The sequence below is a fragment of the Geobacter sp. DSM 9736 genome (assembly GCF_900187405.1).
In the GTDB taxonomy this organism is placed as follows: Bacteria; Desulfobacterota; Desulfuromonadia; order Geobacterales; family Geobacteraceae; genus DSM-9736.
In genome coordinates, this window is sequence record NZ_LT896716.1 from 1562969 (window position 1) to 1585736 (window position 22768).

At 57.3% G+C, this 22768-nt stretch carries 17 protein-coding genes; 9 read left to right on the top strand and 8 right to left on the bottom strand.

Going from position 1 to position 22768, the window contains the following annotated elements:
- Nucleotides 1-89 precede the first annotated feature (89 nt).
- The gene (locus tag CFB04_RS18205; protein WP_197692597.1) at nucleotides 90-1394 is read left to right on the top strand and encodes a hypothetical protein; all 1305 of its coding nucleotides are present in this window, start codon (nucleotides 90-92) and stop codon (nucleotides 1392-1394) included.
- 88 nt (nucleotides 1395-1482) lie between these two features.
- On the opposite strand, the gene CFB04_RS07145 is transcribed toward CFB04_RS18205, so the two are convergent.
- Both CFB04_RS07145 and CFB04_RS07150 read right to left on the bottom strand, forming a co-directional pair.
- Entirely contained in the window at nucleotides 1483-2763 is a 1281-nt protein-coding gene (locus CFB04_RS07145; protein WP_088534630.1) for a class II fructose-bisphosphate aldolase, read from the bottom strand.
- Nucleotides 2764-2857: 94 nt separating this feature from the next.
- Entirely contained in the window at nucleotides 2858-5539 is a 2682-nt protein-coding gene (locus CFB04_RS07150) for an HAD-IC family P-type ATPase (RefSeq protein ID WP_088534631.1), read from the bottom strand.
- A 147-nt stretch (nucleotides 5540-5686) separates the two neighbouring features.
- On the opposite strand from CFB04_RS07150, the gene mnmH reads away from it, so the two are divergent.
- The 8 genes from mnmH to CFB04_RS07190 all read left to right on the top strand — a co-directional run bounded on the left by mnmH (nucleotide 5687) and on the right by CFB04_RS07190 (nucleotide 13998).
- Entirely contained in the window at nucleotides 5687-6721 is a 1035-nt protein-coding gene (gene mnmH / locus CFB04_RS07155) for a tRNA 2-selenouridine(34) synthase MnmH (RefSeq protein ID WP_088534632.1), read from the top strand.
- 20 nt (nucleotides 6722-6741) lie between these two features.
- Nucleotides 6742-7692 (top strand): zinc metalloprotease HtpX, encoded by a 951-nt coding sequence (locus CFB04_RS07160; protein ID WP_088534633.1) that lies wholly within the window; start codon nucleotides 6742-6744, stop codon nucleotides 7690-7692.
- Nucleotides 7693-7952: 260 nt separating this feature from the next.
- Entirely contained in the window at nucleotides 7953-8372 is a 420-nt protein-coding gene (locus CFB04_RS07165; RefSeq protein WP_157698747.1) for a PPC domain-containing DNA-binding protein, read from the top strand.
- 70 nt (nucleotides 8373-8442) lie between these two features.
- Nucleotides 8443-9345, top strand: a complete 903-nt coding sequence (locus CFB04_RS07170; protein WP_088534635.1) for an RluA family pseudouridine synthase — start codon at nucleotides 8443-8445, stop codon at nucleotides 9343-9345.
- A 219-nt stretch (nucleotides 9346-9564) separates the two neighbouring features.
- Nucleotides 9565-11598 carry an asparagine synthase (glutamine-hydrolyzing) gene (asnB, locus tag CFB04_RS07175; protein WP_088534636.1) on the top strand — a complete coding sequence of 678 codons (2034 nt, stop codon included), beginning with the start codon at nucleotides 9565-9567 and terminating at the stop codon, nucleotides 11596-11598.
- 21 nt (nucleotides 11599-11619) lie between these two features.
- Nucleotides 11620-12636 carry an NAD(+) synthase gene (gene nadE / locus CFB04_RS07180; RefSeq protein WP_088534637.1) on the top strand — a complete coding sequence of 339 codons (1017 nt, stop codon included), beginning with the start codon at nucleotides 11620-11622 and terminating at the stop codon, nucleotides 12634-12636.
- A gap of 15 nt (nucleotides 12637-12651) precedes the next feature.
- Nucleotides 12652-12933, top strand: a complete 282-nt coding sequence (locus CFB04_RS07185) for an acyl carrier protein (RefSeq protein WP_088534638.1) — start codon at nucleotides 12652-12654, stop codon at nucleotides 12931-12933.
- A gap of 327 nt (nucleotides 12934-13260) precedes the next feature.
- The gene (locus CFB04_RS07190) at nucleotides 13261-13998 is read left to right on the top strand and encodes a GNAT family N-acetyltransferase (protein WP_088534639.1); all 738 of its coding nucleotides are present in this window, start codon (nucleotides 13261-13263) and stop codon (nucleotides 13996-13998) included.
- 15 nt (nucleotides 13999-14013) lie between these two features.
- Here CFB04_RS07190 and CFB04_RS07195 read toward each other — a convergent pair whose 3' ends face one another.
- From CFB04_RS07195 to dnaE, 6 genes are all read right to left on the bottom strand, one after another.
- Nucleotides 14014-14190 (bottom strand): DUF1328 domain-containing protein, encoded by a 177-nt coding sequence (locus CFB04_RS07195; RefSeq protein WP_088534640.1) that lies wholly within the window; start codon nucleotides 14188-14190, stop codon nucleotides 14014-14016.
- Nucleotides 14191-14274: 84 nt separating this feature from the next.
- Nucleotides 14275-15072, bottom strand: coding sequence for a tetratricopeptide repeat protein (locus tag CFB04_RS07200; RefSeq protein WP_231934424.1), 798 nt, complete (start codon nucleotides 15070-15072; stop codon nucleotides 14275-14277).
- Nucleotides 15073-15347: 275 nt separating this feature from the next.
- A complete protein-coding gene (locus tag CFB04_RS07205; RefSeq protein WP_088534641.1) occupies nucleotides 15348-16058 on the bottom strand; it encodes a pseudouridine synthase in 711 nt (236 codons plus the stop codon).
- Between the two features lie 245 nt (nucleotides 16059-16303).
- Nucleotides 16304-17953 (bottom strand): methyl-accepting chemotaxis protein, encoded by a 1650-nt coding sequence (locus CFB04_RS07210; RefSeq protein WP_088534642.1) that lies wholly within the window; start codon nucleotides 17951-17953, stop codon nucleotides 16304-16306.
- Between the two features lie 175 nt (nucleotides 17954-18128).
- Nucleotides 18129-19085 carry an acetyl-CoA carboxylase carboxyltransferase subunit alpha gene (locus tag CFB04_RS07215; protein WP_088534643.1) on the bottom strand — a complete coding sequence of 319 codons (957 nt, stop codon included), beginning with the start codon at nucleotides 19083-19085 and terminating at the stop codon, nucleotides 18129-18131.
- Between the two features lie 159 nt (nucleotides 19086-19244).
- The gene (gene dnaE / locus CFB04_RS07220) at nucleotides 19245-22721 is read right to left on the bottom strand and encodes a DNA polymerase III subunit alpha (protein WP_088534644.1); all 3477 of its coding nucleotides are present in this window, start codon (nucleotides 22719-22721) and stop codon (nucleotides 19245-19247) included.
- Between the last annotated feature and the right edge of the window lie 47 nt (nucleotides 22722-22768).

Consider the following 22768-nt stretch of genomic DNA (forward strand, 5'->3'; position numbering starts at 1 on the left):
TTTATTGACACCCCGCCAAACTACATTAGCATTTTACCATGGCTTATCGCTCCATAATGCTGTGCAAAAACCAACGAATGGAGGTTCGTATGAGGAAACAGCTACATATGGCTGCCTGGTTCGTCCTCGGCCTCGCGACATTCTTTTTGGCTGGTTGCGGAGATGATGACAATGGCGGCGGAGCTGCAGTTACCAACAGCATATCGGGAGTCGCAGTCGACGGTACGGTAATAAGCGGTGCGGTTACAGCCAAGGATGCGGGAGGTGTGGAAGTTTCTGCGCCTATAGATCAACAGACGGGTGCCTTCGGCTTCGATGTCAGCGCCAGGCAGCCTCCGTTCATCCTCAAGGCGGATTCCCTCTACTCCATTACCGACAACTCCGGCACCGCCAACATCAACCCATTCTCCAACATCATGGTGGCGGAAGCGGCACGCTTCCGTAACATCTCCTCCATGGACTCCTTTTACCGCAACCCGGAGGGAGGAAGGCTTCAGTCAATCTTCACCAGCATGACAACAGCCCGGCGTAATTTTCAGCAGAAGTTTGCGCCGCTACTGACGAGGTACAACCTGGGGTCACAGGACCCCATATCGACGCCTATGAGCCTGAATCAGGGATTCGGGCTGCTGTTCAGCGACATACGCACCACCGTGGGAAACAACGGCATCGTCACCATGCTCAACAGAAACAGTCAGCCGGTCTTCAGTGGGCCGCTGGGAGACATCCTGGCAGGAACGCTGATCACGGAAAATATCCTTGATCCGAGCAGCACCGGCACCACGGGAGCGGGAACGACAGGCGTGGGCACTCCCGGCATAGGAACGACGGGAACCGGGACTGTAGGTACCACGGGAACCATTGGTACAACAGGCACCGGCACAATCGGTACAACGGGGACAGGGACTGTCGGCATCGGAACCGGCGGCACGGGAACCGTCGGAACCACAGGGACAGGAACGATCGGCACCACCGGAACCGGCGGAGTCACAGGCACTGGAACAACAGGCACGACGACCGGAACAGGAACAATCGGTACGACCATCGGGACCGGAATTCCGACAACTACCGGCACGACGGGCATAGGGACCACAGGTGTCGGTACAACTGGAACCGGGACAATCGGGACGACGGGGACAATCGGAACCACAGGAACAGGCACAATCGGCACAACCATCGGAACAGGCACCCCAACAACCACCGGCACGACAGTCACGACCCCCATCGGCACCACCGGGACGGGTACCACCACAATCGGAACCACCGGAACCACTGGAACCGGCATCACCGGCACGGGTACCGGCACAATCGGGACCACGGGCACGGGGATAACGGGCACGGGGATAACGGGCACGACGACAACGACGCCGACCACAACCATCATCCTGCGTTAGGGTCCCAAAACAGAAGGGGCGGCTTGAGTAAGCCGCCCCACGGGGCCTCCGCGCCCCCTTTCCTTCGTTTACTTATCCACTACGGCCATCAGTCGTCGAAGTCCCCTTCCGGACCCTTGTCGCTCGCGATCGATTTGGCTCGTTCGATGATCTGTGAATCGGACCACTCCGCAGGGTTCTCGACCCTGCTCCCCTTGGCCCCAAGGTCATGGCTTCCTGCCCTGAGAATGGCCTCGATGGCTGCAGGCGCCGTGTCACGGGCATTGAAAACCTCTGTTATCAGCTTGTAGGTGAAATCTTCGACCCCTTTGCACATACGCTCCCTGATCTCACGCGGTTGCGCGAGGAGCTTGTTTTCGAAGGGAAGGTTGAGGTTCTTGTAGTCCCCTTTCTTCCACCCTTTCGAATCGGCATAGGCCACCATCTCAGCCCAGAGCTCATCGCTCATGCCGGCACCCTTCCGCTTGATGAAGTTCCCCTCCTGGTCAAGCTGCGCATTCCCGTAATCGTTCACCTCTAGGCCCCACGAGATCATCTGTAGGGCAGTGGCCACATTGGCCTTCGTGGTGGCAGTCTCGTTGGCGATCTGACGCAACCTCTCGGAGCTGTTTCCCGACGTCCCATGCTGTGCGCCATTCACCTTGTACGGTACGAGTGACTTGTGAATTTCCGCGGTTAGCCCTACCTGTATACCCGCGTCGCTAGCTTCGATTCCGTGAGTCGTCCCGTTGTTGAGCGCAATCCAGTCGGGGAAGATGTCGCGTGCGTTGAGGCCCCGGATTAGGAACATAGCCTCATCCACCGTCGAGAGCCCCTGTGATCCCTTGATCTCCCCAACTTCGGTTTCAAGGCCGGCCCACGAGGGGATGTAGGAGTTAATGGCGATGTTGGCCAGCAGGTTCTGGTCATCGGGAAGATGCGAAGCATCGATGGCGATGGAAGTGATTCCCGCTTCGAACATGGTCGGTATCTCGACCTTCGCAGCCGCAAGGTCCTTGTCGCTCTTGATCCCGTAGTGATCCGCATGGATCGCCACCGGAACGGTGATCCCGAGCTCGTTGCACAGCGCGTCGGTAATGCGCGCCATATTCCAGTAGTTTACCGGACAGTATGCCTTCTGCCCCCCTTCAGATTTGGCTATTTCGATGATGACGGGAGCATTGGCACGCTGGGCGGCTCGAAGAACGCCCCGGATGACGAAGTAGTTCCTGCCGTTGGCAGCCAGAGCGATGGCCTTGCCCCTGGAGAGCATGGCCCGGTCGATCACCTTGCCGCTGACGATGAGCGCCTTGGAATTGGGGAAGAGCTCACGGATGTTGGGCGGCCGCCCGACCTGGAGCGCCTTTTCGAAGTCTGCTGGATACGCCATGCCTGTTCTCTCCTTTATGATTAATGATGTTAAGCCGGACAAACGCACATTAACTACCACTAAACAGTCTCAAAATCAAGGGCAACAGACACAATTATGCCATGCGTTGCCGGATAATCCACCGCCTCGCCTCATCGAGAAGCACGAGAGCCACGGCGAAAGGCCAGGCGAGAAAAAACTCGTGAAGGGAAAGGGAAGCATTTCCGAAGATCGGATGCAGCGCATCGAGGCCGACGATTGTCCCTGCCAGCAGGAGTCCGACCCCGAGCCCGACCAGAAGGAGCGGGTTGGAGAAAAGACCCTGCCGGAGAAGTGATTGCCGGTGCGCCTTCGACACGAGGCCGTTGGCTACCTGGCAAAGGACGATTGCCGCGAAGAAAGCCGACACCCCCTTCAGATAGAGGGGATCTCCCGCGGCAAGGCTCGTCCCCCATCGCCAGCCGCCGGTCATTAGTACGCTGAAATAAGCGTAAAAGCCGGCAGCAGCCTCAATCGTACCGAACACGCCATAGGCAAGCAGCAGCAGATGAGGGCTCACGAGCCGCTCATCGCGCCGGCGCGGAGGCAGCAGCATGATGTCACGCTCCGGCTGCTCCTTGCCCAAGGCGATGGCCGGTAGCATGTCCGTGCCGAGATCGATGGCGAGAATCAGGGTAACTGTGAGCGGCAGGGGTATGCCGAAGAGAAGAAAGGCGAGATACGGCATGACTTCGGGCACCGCATGGCTTACCGTGTAGCGGATCGACTTCTTGAGATTCTCGAATATTCTGCGCCCTTCCTGGATCGCGGGGAAGATGGTGGCGAAGTTGTCATCGAGAAGGACGATGTCCGCCGCCTCCCGCGCAACGTCGGTACCCGAGCGTCCCATCGCAACCCCTATGTCGGCATGTTTCAGCGCAGGAGCATCGTTCACCCCGTCCCCCGTAACTGCCACCACCTCTCCCCGCCGTTGCAGGGCCTGCACGATACGCAGCTTCTGCTCGGGAGAGGTCCTTGCGAAGATCACCTCCTCCCGCTCCAGCTCCCACTCCAGGGCTTCATCGCGCATGGTACGCAGCTGCTCGCCGGTGATGACGGCAGCATCGGCTCCGGAAACTATCCCCACCGTGCGAGCAATGGCGAGGGCAGTGGTCTGATAATCCCCGGTGATCATGACCACGCGGATGCCTGCTGCCCGGATGCCACGGACTGCCGCAGGCACTTCCTGACGAGGCGGATCAAACATGCCGATCAGTCCTATGAAGGTGTACCCCGAGGAAGGGAGGTCCTCGTCCTGCCAGCTCCCGCGCACCGGCACCTCCTGACAGGCAAGGAGAAGCACCCGTTCCCCTCGTCTCGCAAGGTCTTCGTAAGCGTTCAGGTAAGCACTCCGATGCTCCTGAGTAAAGGGAACTTCCTGCCCGTTGATGAGGATCGTGCCGCACCGCTCGATCACCACATCAGGGGCGCCTTTCATGCAGGCCACCTGCTTCCCCGCCACCTCGTTCACCGTCACCATCATCTTCGTCCTGCCGGTGAAGGGCTCCTCGTAAAGCCGCGGGAAGTCATGCCGCACCCGACGGATGTCTTGAAAGCGGGCGGCGAATTCGAGAAGGGCCGTCTCGGTCGGGTCGCCGAGGAACGACCTTCCGTCATCGCCGGCAGCATGGGCATTGTTGCAGAGGATCGCCACAAGGAGCAGTTTTTCGAGTTCCTCGGGCTCGAACGAAGCGTCTGCATCGCTGTGCATGCACTCGTTGAGAAAGAGCCGCTGTACCGCCATCCGGTTTACGGTGAGCGTCCCGGTCTTGTCGGTGCAGACGACCGTGGTGCAGCCCAGGGTCTCCACCGATTCCAGGTTCTTTACGAGGGCCTTCTGGTCGGCCATCCGTCGGGCGGCTCCCGCGAGGCAGAGCGTGACCGTGGGGAGGAGCCCTTCAGGGACGTTGGCGACAATAATGCCGATGGCGAAGATGAGCTTTGCGGTAACGGGATTGGCGACGACAAAGAGGCTGACCAAAAATACCGCTGCCCCCATTATCACGGCAATAAACGAAATGATCCGGGTGAACCGTGCGATTTCCCTCCGGATCGGAATCTCCCGCGCCGTTACCGTCTGTGTCAGATCGGCAGTGCGGCCGATCTGGGTCTTCATGGCGGTAGCGAAAACGATTCCTTTCCCCTCCCCCGCCTGCACGGCGGTTCCGGAAAAGACGACGTTCCGGCTATCGAGAAGGTGCCGGTCGGTCGGGTATGTCGTTCGCAGTTGCGGCTCCGATTCCCCGGTAAGTGAGGCATTGTCTACCTTGAGCCCCGCCACATCGAACAGCCGGGCATCGGCTGGGACCTGCTCCCCTTCCTCAAGGAAAAGCACGTCCCCACGCACCACCTGCGCCGCTGGAATCTCCTGAATTTCACCACCGCGGACGACGCGGGCCAGCCGGGGGAGCATATTGCGGAACCCCGCCATTATCCGCTCCGCCTTCCGCTGCTGATACCAGCTGAAAGAACCGTTGAGAAGCATCACGACGAGGAGCGCAGCACCTATGTATGCGTTTCCCTGACCGGGCTCTACATAGTCGGCAATAAAGGAAAGGACGGAGCCGGCCAGAAGGAGCAGCGAAAACAGATTCGTCATCTGCCTCATGAATATTACTAATTCCGGTTCCCGCCTGCGCTGAATCAGTTCATTCGGGCCGTCATGTTGAAGCCGGCGCGCCGCCTCGCCAGTAGTGAGTCCGGTGACTGGATCTACGCCGAGCCGGTGACAGAATTCATCGAAAGGAACCTGATGCACAGCTTACCTCCGTGATGCATGCTTCATCATTATAGCTTCTCCACCAGACATTCCCAGCCGGACGTTCCTTTCTGGCGAACTGTGCCATACCTCCCTTGCAATCGCCTCCCCACCCCACTATAATGGCCCGTTCCAACGGAGAAACCGATGAAGTCACTACCCTTCGATCCAGCCCTTCTCGATACCCACTGCATCGTCGATGTCCGCTCACCGGCTGAGTTCGACGAAGACCATCTTCCCGGGGCAGTAAACGTTCCGCTCCTAGACAATGAAGAACGGGCCGAGATCGGCACGATCCACAAGCATCAGGGGCCGCTGGAGGCCCGCAGGCGAGGGCTTGAACTGACTGCCCATCGTTTTCCGGCAATGGTCGCCCAGATCGGTGCACAAGCATCAGGACGCCCCATCCTCGTCTACTGCTGGCGCGGAGGACTGCGCAGCAAGACCGTCGTTTCCATTCTCGATCTCACCGGTTACCCGGCCGTCCAGCTGACCGGCGGCTACAAATCGTTCCGAGCGCAGGTTGTCTCCTACTTCGAACCGTTCAATCCACCCGCTCCCCTCGTGGTTTTCCACGGAATGACCGGAATCGGAAAGACGACTTTTCTGCAGAAGCTCGGCCACCGCTATCCCGTGGTGGACCTGGAAGGACTCGCCTGCCACCGCGGCTCCGCCTTCGGAGAAGTCGGACTTCGGCAGACGCTGTCGCAGAAGCGGTTCGAGACGCTCCTTTGGGATTCTTTTCGCCGCCTCCAGCCCGGCGTCCCGATCCTAGTCGAGGGAGAAAGCAGGCGGATCGGTAAAGTCTCTCTCCCCGGCGACATGTACGACCGTATGCGGCAGTCGGTGAAAGTATGGTGTCAGGCTTCACTGGAAACCAGGGTGACGCGGCTGATAGCGGAATATGGCTGTATCGAGTATAAAGAAGAGATGGAGCGCGCCCTTCAGCGTATCCGGAAAAAGCTGGGGGAAGAGAGATACCGGGAGATAGCAGAGCATCTCGATCGGTGGGAGCTAGAACCTTTCATGATGAGGCTCATGGCGGATTACTATGATAAAGTCTATTACAAGACCCGCGAGTGGCAGGAAGACGCAGTGATCTGCCTTGAGGACTTCACCGCGGCCGAAGGAGAGCTGGACCTCTTTCTAAATCAAATCCTGGGCCGGGACCGCAGCAGCTGACGGATTCGAGGAAGGCAACCATGTCCGGATTCATGAGCCACCGCCTCACGAACCTTTTTCACACAATTATCCTCCTGGGTGCGCTCCTGTTGCTGCTGGCTCTGTTGGGCTGGTCCATCGCCGGGGTCTACGGGATCATCTGGGCGATCCTTGTTGGAATCCTTCCCCTGCTGGCAAGTCTGCGTATTTTTCCGGCCCTGACCCTCAAGATGTTTAATGCACGTCCCCTCGATGAGTGCGAAGCGCCGAAACTTCACGCGATTCTCAGGGAAATCTGCCGCCGCGCCCGCCTGCCGGCACCCCGCCTGCACTACATTGCCAGCGATGCTGCCCTCGTCTTTTCCATCGGCCATGGGGCAACCGCCGCCATATCCGTTTCCGATGGTATTCTTCGCCTTCTTACACTACGGGAACTGACATCGGTTCTCGCCCACGAAGTCAGCCATATCCTGCACAAGGATACATGGGTGATGAGCTTCGCCGACGTGGTGAGCCGTCTCACCCATACCATCTCGATCTTCGGTCAGATCCTGATCCTCATCAACCTGCCGCTCCTTCTCTTGGGAAAATACTCCCTCCCCTGGCTCCCCCTCCTTCTAATGCTTACAGCCCCCCTCGTGAGTGCCCTTCTCCAACTGGCGCTGTCGAGAACCCGCGAATATAACGCCGACATGAATGCGGTGGAGCTTCTGGGGGATGGAGCGGGACTTGCCTCCGCCCTTGCAAAAATGGAAGAGTATCAGCGGAAGATTCAGCAGCATGGCTTCGCCGGGCACGGGAAGGGGGACCCGTCGCTCTTGCGAACCCACCCCCCCACTGAAGAACGGATACGGAGGCTCCATCAGTTAACCGCAGAACTGGATCTCCTCCACCCTCACATCAACCACACGGAGGAGTACGAAAACCTCCCCACGAATTTGCAGAGGCCGCGCAGAAAGCCCCGCCGCCACTTCACCGGGCTCTGGCACTGAACTTCCCCCTTCTTTACCTGCCGCCATCACCTCCTCCTTTTCCATATTGCAACAGGTGGACAACCTGATGGGTCCAACCCGAGCAGGAGTGGCTACCCTTCACATGCCGGCATTGCTTTCCTCAAAGGTGAGACTATACTTCAGTAAGAGCCGTTCAAGCCCGCAACATTCTTACCGATATGTCTGGAGAAGGATGACCGGGGCACAAGCCACATGTTATGACGATCCCGCCTTGGATTCTAGGAAATGGAGGAACGACAATGATTATCGGCAAACTTCCCTACAGAACGGACCTGCTGCGAGAACTCAACAAGTTCGCCAAGGAGCATGATGTTACCGCCGGGTTCATCCAGCTGATAGGCTCTCTCTCAAGAGCCCGGCTCTCCTACTACGATCAGAAGACCCACGCATATCAGGTGCTCGATTTCGACGCGCCTTACGAGATAGTCTCCGGAACCGGGAACATCTCGATACGGGACGGCGCTCCCTTCGTACATATCCACCTTGCGGTTTCGGACAAGGAGGGAACGGTCGTCGGCGGGCACTGTCTCGACGGGTGCACTATCTTCGCGGTGGAGTTCATCATCTGGCCGTTCCGGGGCCCTGCTCCACGCCGCACGCTCGACCCGACCACTGGCCTGCTCCTCTGGGAAAACGGCTCCTATACCGACCAGAGCTGACCTGCAGCGAATTTAGTCGAGGGAGCCGGAAAAACTTGTAACACGAGGTGACCTCTCCTATACTCGCTCCATGATCATTTACGACATCACCGAAACCGACCACTGCCGGCGGGTAGAAAGCTTGCTGCAGAACATTCTTCCCGCCGCTCCTCTATCCTACCTCAGAAAAATCATCCGATCGGGGCACGTAACCGTCAACGACACTGCTACGAACGCCGACTTCATCGTACAGCTCGGGGACCGGATCGGGCTCAAGGAGACCGGGCGGACCAGGAAGCTTCTGGCACCCCAAAGACCGCGACTCGACATCCTCTTCGAAGACGACTGGATCGTAGTGATTGACAAGGAGCCGGGCATTGCCGTGCACCGGGCGGCGGAAGTAGATCATCACAACCTGGTGGAACTGGGGGAACTGATGCTCGGGTCAAGGGAGGTCCTGCCGATGCGGATCAAGCTGCGCCCAGTGAATCGCCTCGACCGCGGCACCTCCGGCGCCATTGTCCTAGCCAAAAGTCCTACCGCCGCGGGAATTTTCGGCAGGATGGTGAAAGAAGAAGGTTTCGGCAAACTTTATCTGGCGATAGTTCAGGGAACTCCCCCGCCGGCAGGAACTATTGAAATACCCCTCGAAGGAAAGGAATCACGAACCGAGTACCGCGTGCTCTTTCAGGGGAACGGTGCAGCCGTGGCTGCCGTAAACCCGCGAACAGGCAGGATGCACCAGATACGCCAGCACTTCAGGCTCGCGGGCCATCCTGTAATTGGAGACAAGCGGTATGGTGGAAAACCTCTCCATGATTACCCCGGTATCGGTCTTCACTCATTCGTCACTTCTTTTACCCACCCGGTCACCAACACTTTTCACCTTGTTCCCGCTCCTCTCCCTGCAGGAATGTACGGGATCCTGAAGGACCTTTCAGATACGGAAACAACTCGTCTCATACGTGAGCTCCCGCAGCTCATCGGGAAATAAGGAATCAGGCAGGTCCATTCACACACAACTCCCCTTTCCGCTCCGTAACCACTGCCCGCCTCAGCCTCTTCGAAATTTTCAACGGCCTGCATTTGTATTTTCAATGGCATTCGGTATAATGATCAACGTTAATAATAATTAATTATTTTGCGCACGTGCAGCTGACCGCTGGCCTTACCTGCCGGGGAAAAGCTTGCAGCAAAAGGAGTAAGTACCCCTATGTGCGGAATTGCCGGCATTTTCAATCTGGAGGCGCAGCTCCCCCCCGGTCTTGATCAAATAACGGCTATGGCTTCGATCTTCCGTTATAGAGGACCTAACGAATCTGGAGCCTATCTCGACGATGACGTAGCACTCGGGCATGTCCGCCTGAGCATAATCGGCATCGATGGCGGGATTCAGCCAATCTGCAACGAAACTGAAACTCTGTGGATAGTGTACAACGGTGAGGCCTTCAACTACCTCGAACTGAAAGATCAGCTGCTGGCGCGGGGGCATCGCTTCACGACCGAGACCGACACCGAAGTCGTTCTACACCTTTATGAGGAGTACGGTCCGCGCTGCCTCGACATGATAAATGGGCAGTTTGCACTGGCGATCTGGGATTCGACACGGCGCGAACTCTTCCTGGCACGGGACCGGGTAGGCATCCGACCCCTCTATTATACCTGTTCTAAAGGACGGCTCCTTTTCGCCTCGGAGATCAAGTCGATTTTGACCGTAGATGGAACCAGGCAGCTGGACATGCAGGGGCTCGCCCAGGTTTTCACCTTCTGGACCACCCTTCCCGGCAAAACCGTCTTCGAAGGTATCCATGAACTCCCCCCGGGACATTTCATGGGGGCAAGGGATGGAAAGCTTTCGACCGAGCGGTTCTGGAGCATTCCATTCCATTCCTCTCCCACCGCGATGACACGGGAAAAAGCAGCGGAAGAGTTGCGAGAGCTTCTCACTGACGCGGTACGCCTGCGGCTGCGGGCTGATGTACCGGTCGGCTCCTACCTGAGCGGCGGCCTCGACTCGTCCATCATCTCGATGTTGATCGCAAAGAACTTCAACAACCGCCTCAAGACCTTCTCAATCGGCTTCCAGGAAGACGCCTTCGACGAAAGCGACTATCAGGAAGAGCTTATCCGCTATCTGGGAGCGGACCATCGCCGGATCATGATCGATAACGGTGATATCAGGAGGCTTTTCCCGAAAACCATATGGCACTGCGAGAAGCCCCTTCTCCGGACGGCACCAGTCCCTCTTCTCGTCCTGTCGGGGTTGGTACAGTCGGAAGGGTTCCGGGTTGTACTTTCCGGTGAAGGAGCTGACGAGGTTTTCGGCGGGTACAACATATTCAGGGAGGCTAAGGTGCGCCGGTTCTGGGGGCGTGATGTGACCTCCGAGCACAGGCCGCTTCTGCTGGAAAGGCTCTACCCGTACATTTTCCGCAATCCCTCGCGGGGGAGGCAGTTCCTGCAGAGCTTCTTCAGAGTCTCCACCGAAGATCTGGAAAACCCGCTCTTTTCCCATATGATCAGGTGGGAAGCGAGCATGAAGAACCTTATGTTCCTCTCGGACGAGTGCCGCAGCGCCCTCGCCGGCTACAACCCGATCGACGACCTCCTGTGCAGACTCCCGGAGGACTTCTTCGAGCGTGATGTGGTAGGCAAGGCACAGTTTCTCGAAACCGAAATATTCCTGTCCAACTACCTGCTCTCATCCCAGGGGGACAGGGTCGGAATGGCGAATTCCGTGGAACTGCGCCACCCGTTCCTCGACTTCAGGGTAATCGACTTCGCGTACCGTCTTCCATCTCATTGGAAAATACGGGGCCTTGACGAGAAAAACATCCTCAAGAAAGCCTTCAGGGGAATGATCCCTGAGCGGATCGGGCGCCGTCCTAAAAAGCCTTACAGAGCGCCTATACGGGAACTCTTTTTCGCAGACGCGCCGACGGATTATGTGGATGATCAGCTTTCGGCTGCGGCTCTTCAGAAATCCGGCTATTTCAATCCCACAAAAGCTGGCCTTCTTTTCCGGAAGTTCCGCAACTCGCACCATGATTTTTCCAACGAATTCCAGAGCATGGCCTTGATCGGCATCCTCTCCACACAACTCGTTCACCAACAGTTCGTAGAAGGGGTCTCACTGCGGGCGGTCGAACAGATCAGGGTACAACGGGTTGTATCCCGTGGTTCATTGGGACTTCGGGATCCGGCGCCGGGCTGTACAACAGAACGGCAGCACGCCGTAACGTTTTAAATTCACGGAAAGGAACAGGAAATGAACCAGACGAAGCACTTCTCGCAGGAAATGCTGCGCCTCGATCCGGAACGGGAAACCGAGCGGATCTGCAGCCGGATGCGCGCCATCATGGTGAACCAGCTGAAGCGGCGCGGCGTAGTCATCGGCCTCTCCGGGGGAATAGACAGCAGCGTCACGGCAGCACTCGCAGTACGGACGTTCGGCTCTGACCGAGTGCTCGGCCTGGAAATGCCCGAGCGCCACTCCTCAGACGACACGTTGGAATACAGCGGAATGGCCGCCTCCTCACTTGGGATCAACACCCTCAGGGAGGATATCTCGGCAATTCTGGATGCACTCGGTTTCTACCGGAGGTACGACGACGCCATCAGGATGATCATCCCGGAGTATGGCGAAGGGTGGAAATCGAAAATCGTCTCCTCCAATGTACTCGAAAACAATGGTTTCACCCTGTTTTCGGTTGTCGTACAGTCCCCGGACGGGGAACTGATCAAACAGCGCCTTCCCCTCAACTGCTACCTGGAGATCGTCGCCGCGACCAACTTCAAGCAGCGGGTGCGCAAGATGCTGGAATATTATCATGCAGACCGGCTCAATTACTGCGTCGCCGGGACTCCGAACCGCCTTGAGTACGATCAGGGGTTCTTTGTAAAGCTGGGGGACGGCGCGGCGGACATAAAGCCCATAGCGCACCTTTACAAAACCCAGGTTTACCAGTTGGCCGAATATCTCGGGGTTCCGGAACCGATCAGGCGCCGCAGGCCTACAACGGACACGTATTCACTGGATCAGGGGCAGGATGAGTTCTACTTCTCGCTCCCCTATGAAAAGATGGATCTCTGCCTGTACGGAAAGAACAATTCCGTATCTCCGGAGCTTGTGGCTCCCGCCGTAGGGCTCGCCCCGGAGCAGGTTCGGAAGGTGTACCGCGACATCGACACCAAACGCACCACAACCCGCTATCTCCATCTGCCACCGGTACTGGTGGAGGAAGCCGGTGAACAATTTCAGCATGCATGTTCTACTTCATTATGATCAGGAGGATGCTCCATGAACTCTCGTGAAAAAATCCGCCATTTCGTAGTAGACAACTTTCTGTTCGGAGAGGATAGCAGCCTGAAGTGGGACACATCCTTTCTCGACGACGGCATTGTAGACTCCACAGGCATTCTCGAACTGGTAGCGTTTCTTGAATCCGAGTTCGGCGTCCGGATTGCAGACGATGAGCTGGTTCCGGACAACCTGGACTCCATCAACAAGGTTGCACGATTCATCGACAGGAAACTGGGAGGAGAACCGCTCCAGCTCTCCCCATCGCTGATGATCGCTTAGCAGGAACAATATCGGTAGATACGCCGCCGGACCGGGAGAACTGCGATACTTGCTGCAGCAGGGAGAATAAATTCAGGCAGATGCGGCCCGAGCAACTCCCGCACATACTCATTCAGCACGTCCAGCTTCTAGGCCCGGCTGAGGAAAAACCTGCCTGTTAATTAAAACAGGCAGTAATTTTATCAGGTACAGCTGAGGAAAGTCCGTCACAAGGAGGTTCTATAACGGTTCGGGGGTGACACCCGTTTCAGCAGAGGCCGGCATAACAAACGCATAACTGGAGCAGCATTTCTCAGCAGCCGCTTTTCTTTATTTGAAGGAGGGGGCATGAAAGAACTGGACCAGAGCGGCATCTCCCTGGTAGGAGGTGATGGGTTGCCTGTGGCTGAAGAAGTGAAACGTCCTGAAGTGGGAATAATCAGGAGCTGCAGTGCCAGGGTCGGCGAAGCTGCGAACATTCTGCAATCGCTAGGTCCGCTTGGCGCAGTGCGCCTCATGTCCGGGCTTCTCTTTTCCCTCAACCATTATTTCGTCATGGGAAGGAGCCTTGCCGCCCCCGTTGCGTATCCGTCACACAAAAAACCATCGCTGACATTCCTGCCGCTACGGGAAGAGGACATACCCAACCTTCGGAAACAGGTCGAAGCGCTCCCCTCCCGCGAGCGACGGGAGCTTCTGAGCCGACTCTATTTCCGTTCCTGCGGCTTCTCCAATTGCTACGCCATGAAGGCGGGTGAAGAGGTGGTTTACCTTCAATGGATCATTTTTCCGGAGGAGAACAGCGTAATCAAGAGCAGGTTCGCCCGCAAATTCTACCCTCTTTCAGAGCGGCAGGTAATGGTGGAGAATGTCTACACTTTTCCTCACTATCGTGGGCGCGGGCTGCTGCCCTTCGGCACGCTGCAGCTCCTGGAGATAGCGAAGGAGAAGGGTTTCAGCTCGGCAATCTGCTACATCCGCAATGACAACATCACATCATTGAACGAGTTCTACAAGATGGGTTTCAAGATCGTCAAGATAATCCGGGAGTACAAGGTGCTCGGGAAGGTGTGGCGGACGCTTTGAAAGGTGCTTGGAAATCTACTTAGTGATTCTCCGGTACCCGGTGATCCCCCTTATTATAAAAACTATGAGAAGAACCAGTAGGATGACGAAAAGGATTTTCGCCACGGAAGCAGCCAGCCCTGCAACTAGTTTGAAACCCAGCAGCCCTGCGACGATCGAGACGACCAGGAAAATCCCCGCCCATTTCAGCATCTCTGCCTCCAGAGGATCTTTTCCTTAATTGTCCCATGTTTTCATCCTGATGCAAAATGCAGGACTATAGGCGAGACGATGTGATCAGTGATCGCGGTTGCTATGCAGTTTCAGCGTATCCGCAACGAGGTGAGACGTATCCTCCCCCTGCTCCGCCGCTTTCTGGCCCCACCTGGCAGCCTCTGCCGGGTCCTTCTCGACCCCCCAGCCGTTGGAGTAGAGAACGGCAAGGCTCATCTGGGCCTTGGCAAAGCCTTGCTCCGCGCCTTTACGGAACCATTTGGCAGCTTCTGCGAGATCCAGGTCGACCCCTTCGCTCTTCATGTACATCGAGCCAAGGATGAACTGGGCCTGAGGGTCCCCCTGTTCGGCAGCAAGGCGACACCAGAAGGCGGCCTGCTCTTTGTCCTGCTCGACCCCCCAACCGTTGTAATACATACTCCCGAGACTGTACTGCGACTGGACATCACCCTGTTCCGCTGCCAGCCGAAACCACTCCGCCGCCTCTGCCAGATCCTTTTCGACCGGATCGCCATTGGCGTAGATGAAAGCCAGGCTCTTCTGCGATTCGACGTGCCCCTGCTCAGCCGCTTTCCGAAACCACTTTACCGCCGTCAGCTTGTCTTGCTGCACGCCCCACCCGTTGAAAAACGCACAGCCCAGGACATACTGCGCCTCCGGGTTCCCATGGCGAGCGGCCTGCTTGCACCATCCCGTCGGCCCTACTATCCCCCGCTCACGGTCTATAACCTGCGCCAGCTGTTTCTCGCCACGCTTTACCGAAGTTTCAAGACCCTGAATGGGACCGATGCCGGCGTCTGCCTGAACGAAAGAGATTCCAAGCGCAGCAAAAGCAACTATGATAACGAAGTTTCGTCTCATGCACCCACTATAGATTCTTGAGCGATTTATCAGCATTAACCACATACAGAGCCGGATGTGAAATAACCGGATGTTCTGCGAGATCACTACCTGAAAAGGCCGGCAGTGGAATATATTCTCCTTCTCCAGTCGGTAACCGACGGAAGCTGAGGCTCTTACGGCACCCTCACGGGAACTGCACGAGTTTGTTCATCCGAATATCTGCATGTAGCAACATACGTTCCAACTTATGAGGGGATGATGGGCTTTAGGGAATTGAAAAAGGGGATGCGGGCTCAGGCCAGCATCTGCTCGGCTTCGCCCGGTGAAAGGAGACGGTACTGCCCCGGCCTTAGATCTCCCAGATCAAGGCTGCCGTACCGGATACGCTTGAGCCGCACCACCGACAGGCCGACTGTTTCGCACATGCGACGGACCTGACGGTAGCGTCCTTCATGAATGGTTATGGAAAACCAGCTGTTCTTCTGGCTGGAATTCAACTGTCGGACTTTTGACGGAGCCGTTTTTCCGTCGTCAAGAACTACCCCTTCCTCCAGTTGACGAATCTGATCCGCCGACGGGAGTCCCTGGATTCTTACAAGATACTCCTTCTCCACTTCGTGACGCGGATGGGCCAGCGAATTTGCCCAGGCGCCGTCGTTGGTCAGAAGGAGCAACCCTTCGGTGTTGTAATCGAGGCGGCCTACCGGATATACCCGCTCACCGACCCCCTTCAGGAGGTCGGTCACGATGGGGCGCCCGGCAGGATCTTTCAGAGTGGTCATATACCCCGGTGGCTTGTAGAGAAGGACGTATACCTTGCGCCCAATCGGCTTTACCGGTTTCCCGTCGCAGGTAATGGTATCAGTGACCGGATCTGCCTTCGCACCAAGCTCGGTTACGACAGCGCCGTTAACCCGCACGCGTCCTGCAGTAATCAGGGCTTCCGCCTGACGCCGGGAGGCGATTCCCGCCTGTGACAATATCTTCTGAAGACGCTCGGCCATAAGGTGGTCCTTTGTTTTTACTATTGCCATAACCGGTACGGCGGCATTCGTCAAGGCAAAAGATGTCGGGTTGCATCGGTGTACGTGCGAGTACGGGCGGGGAGCCTACGGGAAGCAATGCAACGGCTGCAGGTGTGAGGCAGAATAGACGGGTATGGATTACGGTGCCCGGCAAGTGGCGGGCCAGAAGCATAGGCGTCAAAAAAGGGGCCGGTCAACCGGCCCCTTCGATTATCGATGCATCCTCAGGCAACCTTGAAGCGCGTCACAACGTCCTGGAGCTCCTCGGCAAGTTTAGCCAGCTGGTCGGCTGCAATTACCGATTCGTTGGCGCCACTTGCGGTGCGCTGCACTACATCGTTGATTGAAAGGATGTTGCCGCTCATTTCGTTGGTAGTGGCTGTCTGCTCCTCGGCGGCAGTAGCGATCTGGTTCACCTGCATCGCAACGTTGCTGATCTGATCGAGTATCCGCATCAGAGCATCACCCGATTTTGCAGCCTCCGACATGCCGGTTTCCACCTCCTTAACCCCCTCTTCCATGGCAACTACAGCACCTTTTGTTTCCGACTGGATGGCCTTGATCATCTCACCGATCTCGCGGGTAGCCTTGGTCGTCCGTTCCGCCAGAGCCCGCACTTCATCTGCGACGACGGCAAAACCCCGCCCCTGTTCCCCTGCACGCGCCGCCTCGATGGCCGCGTTCAGGGCCAGCAGATTCGTCTGGTCGGCAATATCCTCAATGGTTCCAATGATGGTGCCGATCTGGTCGCTGCGTTCGCCGAGACTCTCGACGGTCTGAGCTGTCGATTGCACTTTCCCTGCAATCCTGTTCATGATGTCGACGGTCTTCTCTACCACTTCAGCGCCAGCTCTTGCTGCATCACTTGCCTGTTCAGCCCCGTGGGCAGCAGTGTGACAATTGTTGGCTATATCACCGGCAGTGGCGGCCATCTCTTCCCCGGCAGTGGAAACGGTAGTCGCCTGCGCCGCCATCTCCTCCGCTCCCTCCGCCATCTCCTTGGAGGTAGCATGAAGCTGGGCGGAGGCGGCTGCCACTTGCTGGCTATTCTGCGAAACCAGTCCTATAACCTCCCTGAGCTCGTCCGCCATCCTGTTCACCTGAACTGCGAGCAGACCCATCTCGTCCTTGCTCTTCACATCGACTCGCGGCACCAGATCTCCATTCGCTATCCGCTCCAGGACCCGAAACACCTCATTCAGTGGGCGGCTAACTGAATTCGCCGTCAGCAGCCCTATGGCAGCCGCCACCAGGAGCACCATGACCATGACGACCACCATGCCCACCACTGCGCCGAAATATGCTTTCTCGTCACGCTTGAACATCTCGTCCCCTTCTTTGACGTTCAGGCTGACAAGTTCAGCAATGGCAGCTGCCGGTTTTTCATACAGAGGGGCCACCGTCGTTACGGCGAATTTCACTGCTTCCTCTACCTGTGCCTGGTCGCCGGCCGCATTGGCTGATCTGCTCATTTCCGCCAGCTTCGTCCCCTCGGCAAGGTACCGCTCGAAACCTTCGCGGAACTGAAGTGCAAGCTGTTTCTCAGAATCGTCCAGGTCCCACTTCTCGAATTCCTGAAGCTTCTCCTTGATGAACTTGGCGCGGCTTGCCATGTCCGCGCTCTTCTCGTCGATTTTCTGCTGGTCTTTCAAGGAGAGGAAATATACCAGGTCGAGGCGGATCGCGAGAAAGTTGTTTTTCAGGTCCTGAAGAAGAGCCACATGTCCGAGTCCGTCCTTCATCTCCCGTAAGTCGCTTCGCATTTTACTCATCTTAAAGAGCCCGAACCCAGCAATGGTCAGCATTCCCACGCAGCAGCACAAAATCAAGGTCACAATCTTGCTCTTGACTTTTAAGTCTGACCAAAAATTCATTTGTTCCTCCCGAAAAATGGTTTTTCAGTCACATCGTCATCGGGCAGACAAACTTTAATGTTGTATTGAAACTAAATTGTAATTTTACCTCTTGTGTGGGTTGTGCCTGTACGGCAACAAAAAAGCCGGGCGATTGCCCGGCTCATGGTGATTCATCAAATAAACGCTTTAACGTCTATTCCACAAACCGCGACATCTTGCGGAATTTCTCGTACCGCTCTTCAACGAGGCGATCGGCGGGGAGGTTTTTGAGCTCTTTAAGGTTACGTGCGAGAGCTTCATGAAGCGCTTCGGCCATGGCCTTGTGGTCTCGATGAGCGCCACCCATCGGCTCTTTCACGATCTCGTCGATCACTCCCAACTCCTTGATGTCACTGGCGGTGAGCTTGAGGGCTTCGGCAGCCTGCTCCCCCTTCGTCCCGTCGGACCAGAGGATCGCCGCACATCCCTCGGGGGAAATGACGGCATATACCGAGTGTTCCAGCATGAGAATCCGGTCGCCGACGGCGATGGCAAGGGCCCCGCCCGACCCCCCTTCGCCGGTGATGACGACTATGATGGGAACCGTCAGACACGCCATCTCCCGCAGGTTGCGGGCAATCGCCTCGGCCTGCCCTCTCTCCTCTGCCCCTATGCCGGGGAAAGCGCCGGGTGTATCGACAAAGGTGATTATCGGGAGCTTGAACCGCTGAGCCATCTCCATGAGACGCAGCGCCTTGCGGTACCCCTCGGGGTTGGGCATTCCAAAGTTGCGAAAAACCTTCTCCTTGGTGTCGCGCCCCTTCTGGTGCCCTATCACCATGACTGGCTCTCCGTCAAGCCGCGCCAGGCCGCCGACAATGGCGTGGTCGTCGCCAAAATTGCGGTCGCCGTGGAGTTCGACGAATTCCGTAAAAATCAGGTTGAGGTAGTCCAAGGTAAACGGCCGGTTGACATGCCGCGCCACCTGGGCCGTCTGCCACCGTGTCAGATTCGCAAAGATCCGATGACGCATCTCCTCCGCCCGCTTTTCGAGCTTTCCTACCTCTTTGCTCAGATCGATGGTGTCGGTAGAAAGGGAGCGAAGTTCTTCTATTTTCTTGTCGAGCTCTACAAGCGGCTTTTCGAAATCCATGTAATATTGATTACCCATTTATCTCTATCTCCTTTTGTTTTAAATGCAATTGCCGCAGAGACACTAAGCAGCCAAAAAACTAAAGCTCCGCCTCAGTCTCGTCTAAATGCCGGTACTCGAATTTCTGTGTCTCCTACGAGCGTAGTGTCTCCGTAGCAAACCAATATTAAGCAAAGCTTATTCAAAGGAAACGGCATTATAGCCGAACAGGTTGTTCACTTCCAGGACCAATTCATCGCTGGCCGATACTCCGCTGGAAGCGGGAAGACTCACCGTTGCCCTGCTTCTGGACGGAATCTCGAAATGCAGAAGTGCGCGGCATGTCCCCTGATAGCGGTCGATGATCCGTTTCAGGTCGGTCAGCCGCTCCCGGTCAACCCCCTCGGCCTGTAATCTGAAATGGACATTTTTCGTCTGCCGCTCGTTCACTTCGCGAAGAAGCACGATATCGGTCGCAATTACCTTGCACGCTTTCTCTCCGACATCCAAGGTGCCGGTAACGAGGATCGGGTCGTCGTTTTTCAGGTACTCCGCAGCGCGCGCATATATCTCCGAGAAGACCACCACCTCAACGGAGCCTGTCAGGTCCTCCACGGTGGCGAACCCCATCCGCTCTCCCTTTTTGTTGAGAATCTCCTTGAGCCCCGTAACGATACCGCATACCTTCACCTCGCTGCGGTCGGGGAGCTCAGAGAGCCCCGCCGTCTCCGCGTTGGCGAAGCGCTTCATATCCGCTGCATACCTGCCCAGGGGGTGCCCTGTGATAAAGAAACCGAGCGCTTCCTTTTCGAGATTGAGAAGCAGCTTGTCGTCCCATTCGGGAATGTCGGGGAGTGTATGCCTCCCGTTGCCGCTGCCGGAGGTGCGAACGATCTCCTCCATGCCGAAGAGGGAAACCTGGTCGCTCGCCCGCTCCTGCTGGATCTTCTGACCGAGGTTCATGGCCTCCTCCAGCACGGCCATGAGCTGAGCGCGCTTGCCGCCGGTGGAGTCGTAGGCGCCGCACTTGATGAGCGATTCCACGACCCGCTTGTTCACCCGCCGCAGGTCGACCCGCTCGCAAAAGTCGAACAGTCCGGTGAAGGGCCCATCTTCCCTCGCCTCGATGATCGACTCGATGGCACCCTCCCCCACGTTCTTTACGGCGCCGAGCCCGAAGCGGATGGAGTTGCCGAGTACGCGGAAAGAGCGGTGGGACGCGTTGATATCCGGGGGTAGAACTTCAATCCCCATCTCCCGGCAGTCGGCGATGTTCTTGATGACCTTCTCGGTGCTCCCCATGTCCTCGGTGAGGAGGGCAGCCATGAACTCAACCGGGTAGTGGGCCTTGAGGTAGGCCGTCTGGTAAGCTACGAGGGCGTACGCCGCCGAGTGTGACTTGTTGAAGCCGTACTCGGCGAACTTGGCCATCAGGTCGAAGATCGCCCCCGCCTTCTTGAGGTCGACGCCACCCTTCTCGGCTCCATCGAGGAAGATGTCTCGCTGCTTGGCCATCTCCGCAGGGTCCTTCTTACCCATGGCGCGGCGCAGGAGGTCCGCTCCCCCGAGGGAGTAGCCGGCAAGCGTCCGGGCGATCTGCATGACCTGCTCCTGGTAGACGATAACCCCATAGGTATCCTTGAGGATCGGCTCCAGTTGCGGCAGGTCGTAGACGACCTTCTGCTTCCCATGCTTGCGGGCAATAAAGTCATCCACCATCCCCGAGCCGAGGGGGCCGGGGCGGTAGAGGGCGCAGGCTGCGATGACGTCCTCGAAGCAGGATGGCTTGAGCTTTGTCAGCATCTCCTTCATCCCGGAGGACTCGAGTTGGAACACGCCAGTGGTGTTCCCGGCGGAGATGAGGTCGTAGCTGGCCTTGTCGTCATCCCGCAGCGTGGTGATGTCGAAGTCCGGATCTGGGCCGCTGCGGATAAGCTTCACCGCATTGTCGATGACGGTCAGGTTCTTGAGGCCGAGGAAGTCGAACTTGACTAACCCGATCTTCTCCACGTACTTCATTGAATACTGTGTGGTGATGGAACCGGTTTTCTGGTCCTTGTAGACGGGGCAGAATTCCTCGAGGACGTCGGGAGCCACGACGACACCTGCTGCATGGGTGGAGGCATGTCGAGCGAGACCTTCGAGACAGAGGCCCGTCTCAAGCAGATCCTTCACCCGGGGATCGGCATCCGCAGCCTCCTTGAGCTTCGGCTCCTGAGCAATCGCCTGCTCAAGGTTGATCCCGAGCACCTCGGGGACGAGCTTGGCGATCCGGTCCACATCCCCGTACGCCATATCCAGTGCACGCCCCACATCCCGGATGACCGCCCTCGCAGACATCGTCCCGAAGGTGATGATCTGGCACACCTTGTCGCGCCCGTACTTCTCGGTGACGTACTGGATAACCTCCTCGCGCCGGTCCTGGCAGAAATCGACGTCGATATCGGGCATCGAGATACGTTCCGGGTTGAGAAACCGCTCGAAGAGGAGGTTGTACGGGATCGGGTCCAGGTCGGTGATCTTGACGGCGTAGGCGACGAGCGAGCCTGCGGCCGACCCCCTCCCTGGCCCTACCGGAATTCCGTTATCCTTCGCCCAGTTGATGAAGTCGGCAACGATGAGGAAGTAGCCGGGGAAACCCATCTGCTTGATGCAGTCGAGCTCGATCCGCAGCCGGTCGTGGTACGCCTGCTCCTGGTCGAGGGTGAGATCGGGGTTCTTTGCACGGATGGTTACCAGCCGATCCCTGAGCCCCTCCAACGCCTGATCTTCGAGGACCTCGTCAAGGCTCTTCCCTTCCGGCTTCACGTACTGGGGAAAATGATATGTCTTGAAGTCGAATTCGATATCGCAGCGATTGGCGATGGCAACTGTGTTGGTGATGGCCTCGGGCGCGTAGTGGAAGGCCTTCGCCATCTCCTCCGGCGACTTGAAGTAGAACTCGTCCGCGGAGAGCCGCATCCGGTTCGGGTCGTTCATCGTCTTCCCGGTCTGGATGCAGAGAAGGACCTCGTGGGCCTTGGCGTCCTCGCGGTTGAGGTAGTGGCAGTCGTTGGTGGCGACGAGGGGAAGCGAGAGCTCCTTGGCCACTTCAAGAAGGCGCTTGTTTGCCACATCCTGCTCGGGGAGCGTGTTTTCCTGGAGCTCGATGTAGTAGCGGTCCCCGAAGAGCTCCGAATACCAGCGCGCTGCGGCCAGCGCATCCTCCATCTTGTTGCGCCCGCAGAGGTAGGCAACTTCTCCCTTCAGGCAGGCGGATAGACAGATGAGCCCCTCGTGGTGCTGGGCAAGGAGCTCCTTGTCGATGCGCGGCTTGTAGTAGAACCCGTCCTTGAAACCGGCGGAGACAAGGCGCGAAAGGTTCCTGTATCCCTGGAGGTTCTCACAGAGGAGGATTAGGTGGTAGTTGGTGACGTTCTCGGGGCCGAACCCTTCCCTGCTGGTGCGGGAACCGGGGGCGATGTAGACCTCTGCCCCGATCACCGGTTTGATCCCCTTGTCCTTGCACTTGGTGTAGAACTCGACGGCGCCGAACATGCAGCCGTGGTCGGTCATCGCAACCGCAGGCATGTTGTACTTCTGTGCCTTCTTGATCAGGTCGCCGAGACGTATCGCGCCGTCCAGCAGGGAATATTGGGTATGTAGATGAAGATGTACGAAATTCGATTGTTCCATATTTACCGGAGGCAGGCACAACGTTTTTAGTGAGGCTAAAAAATCCT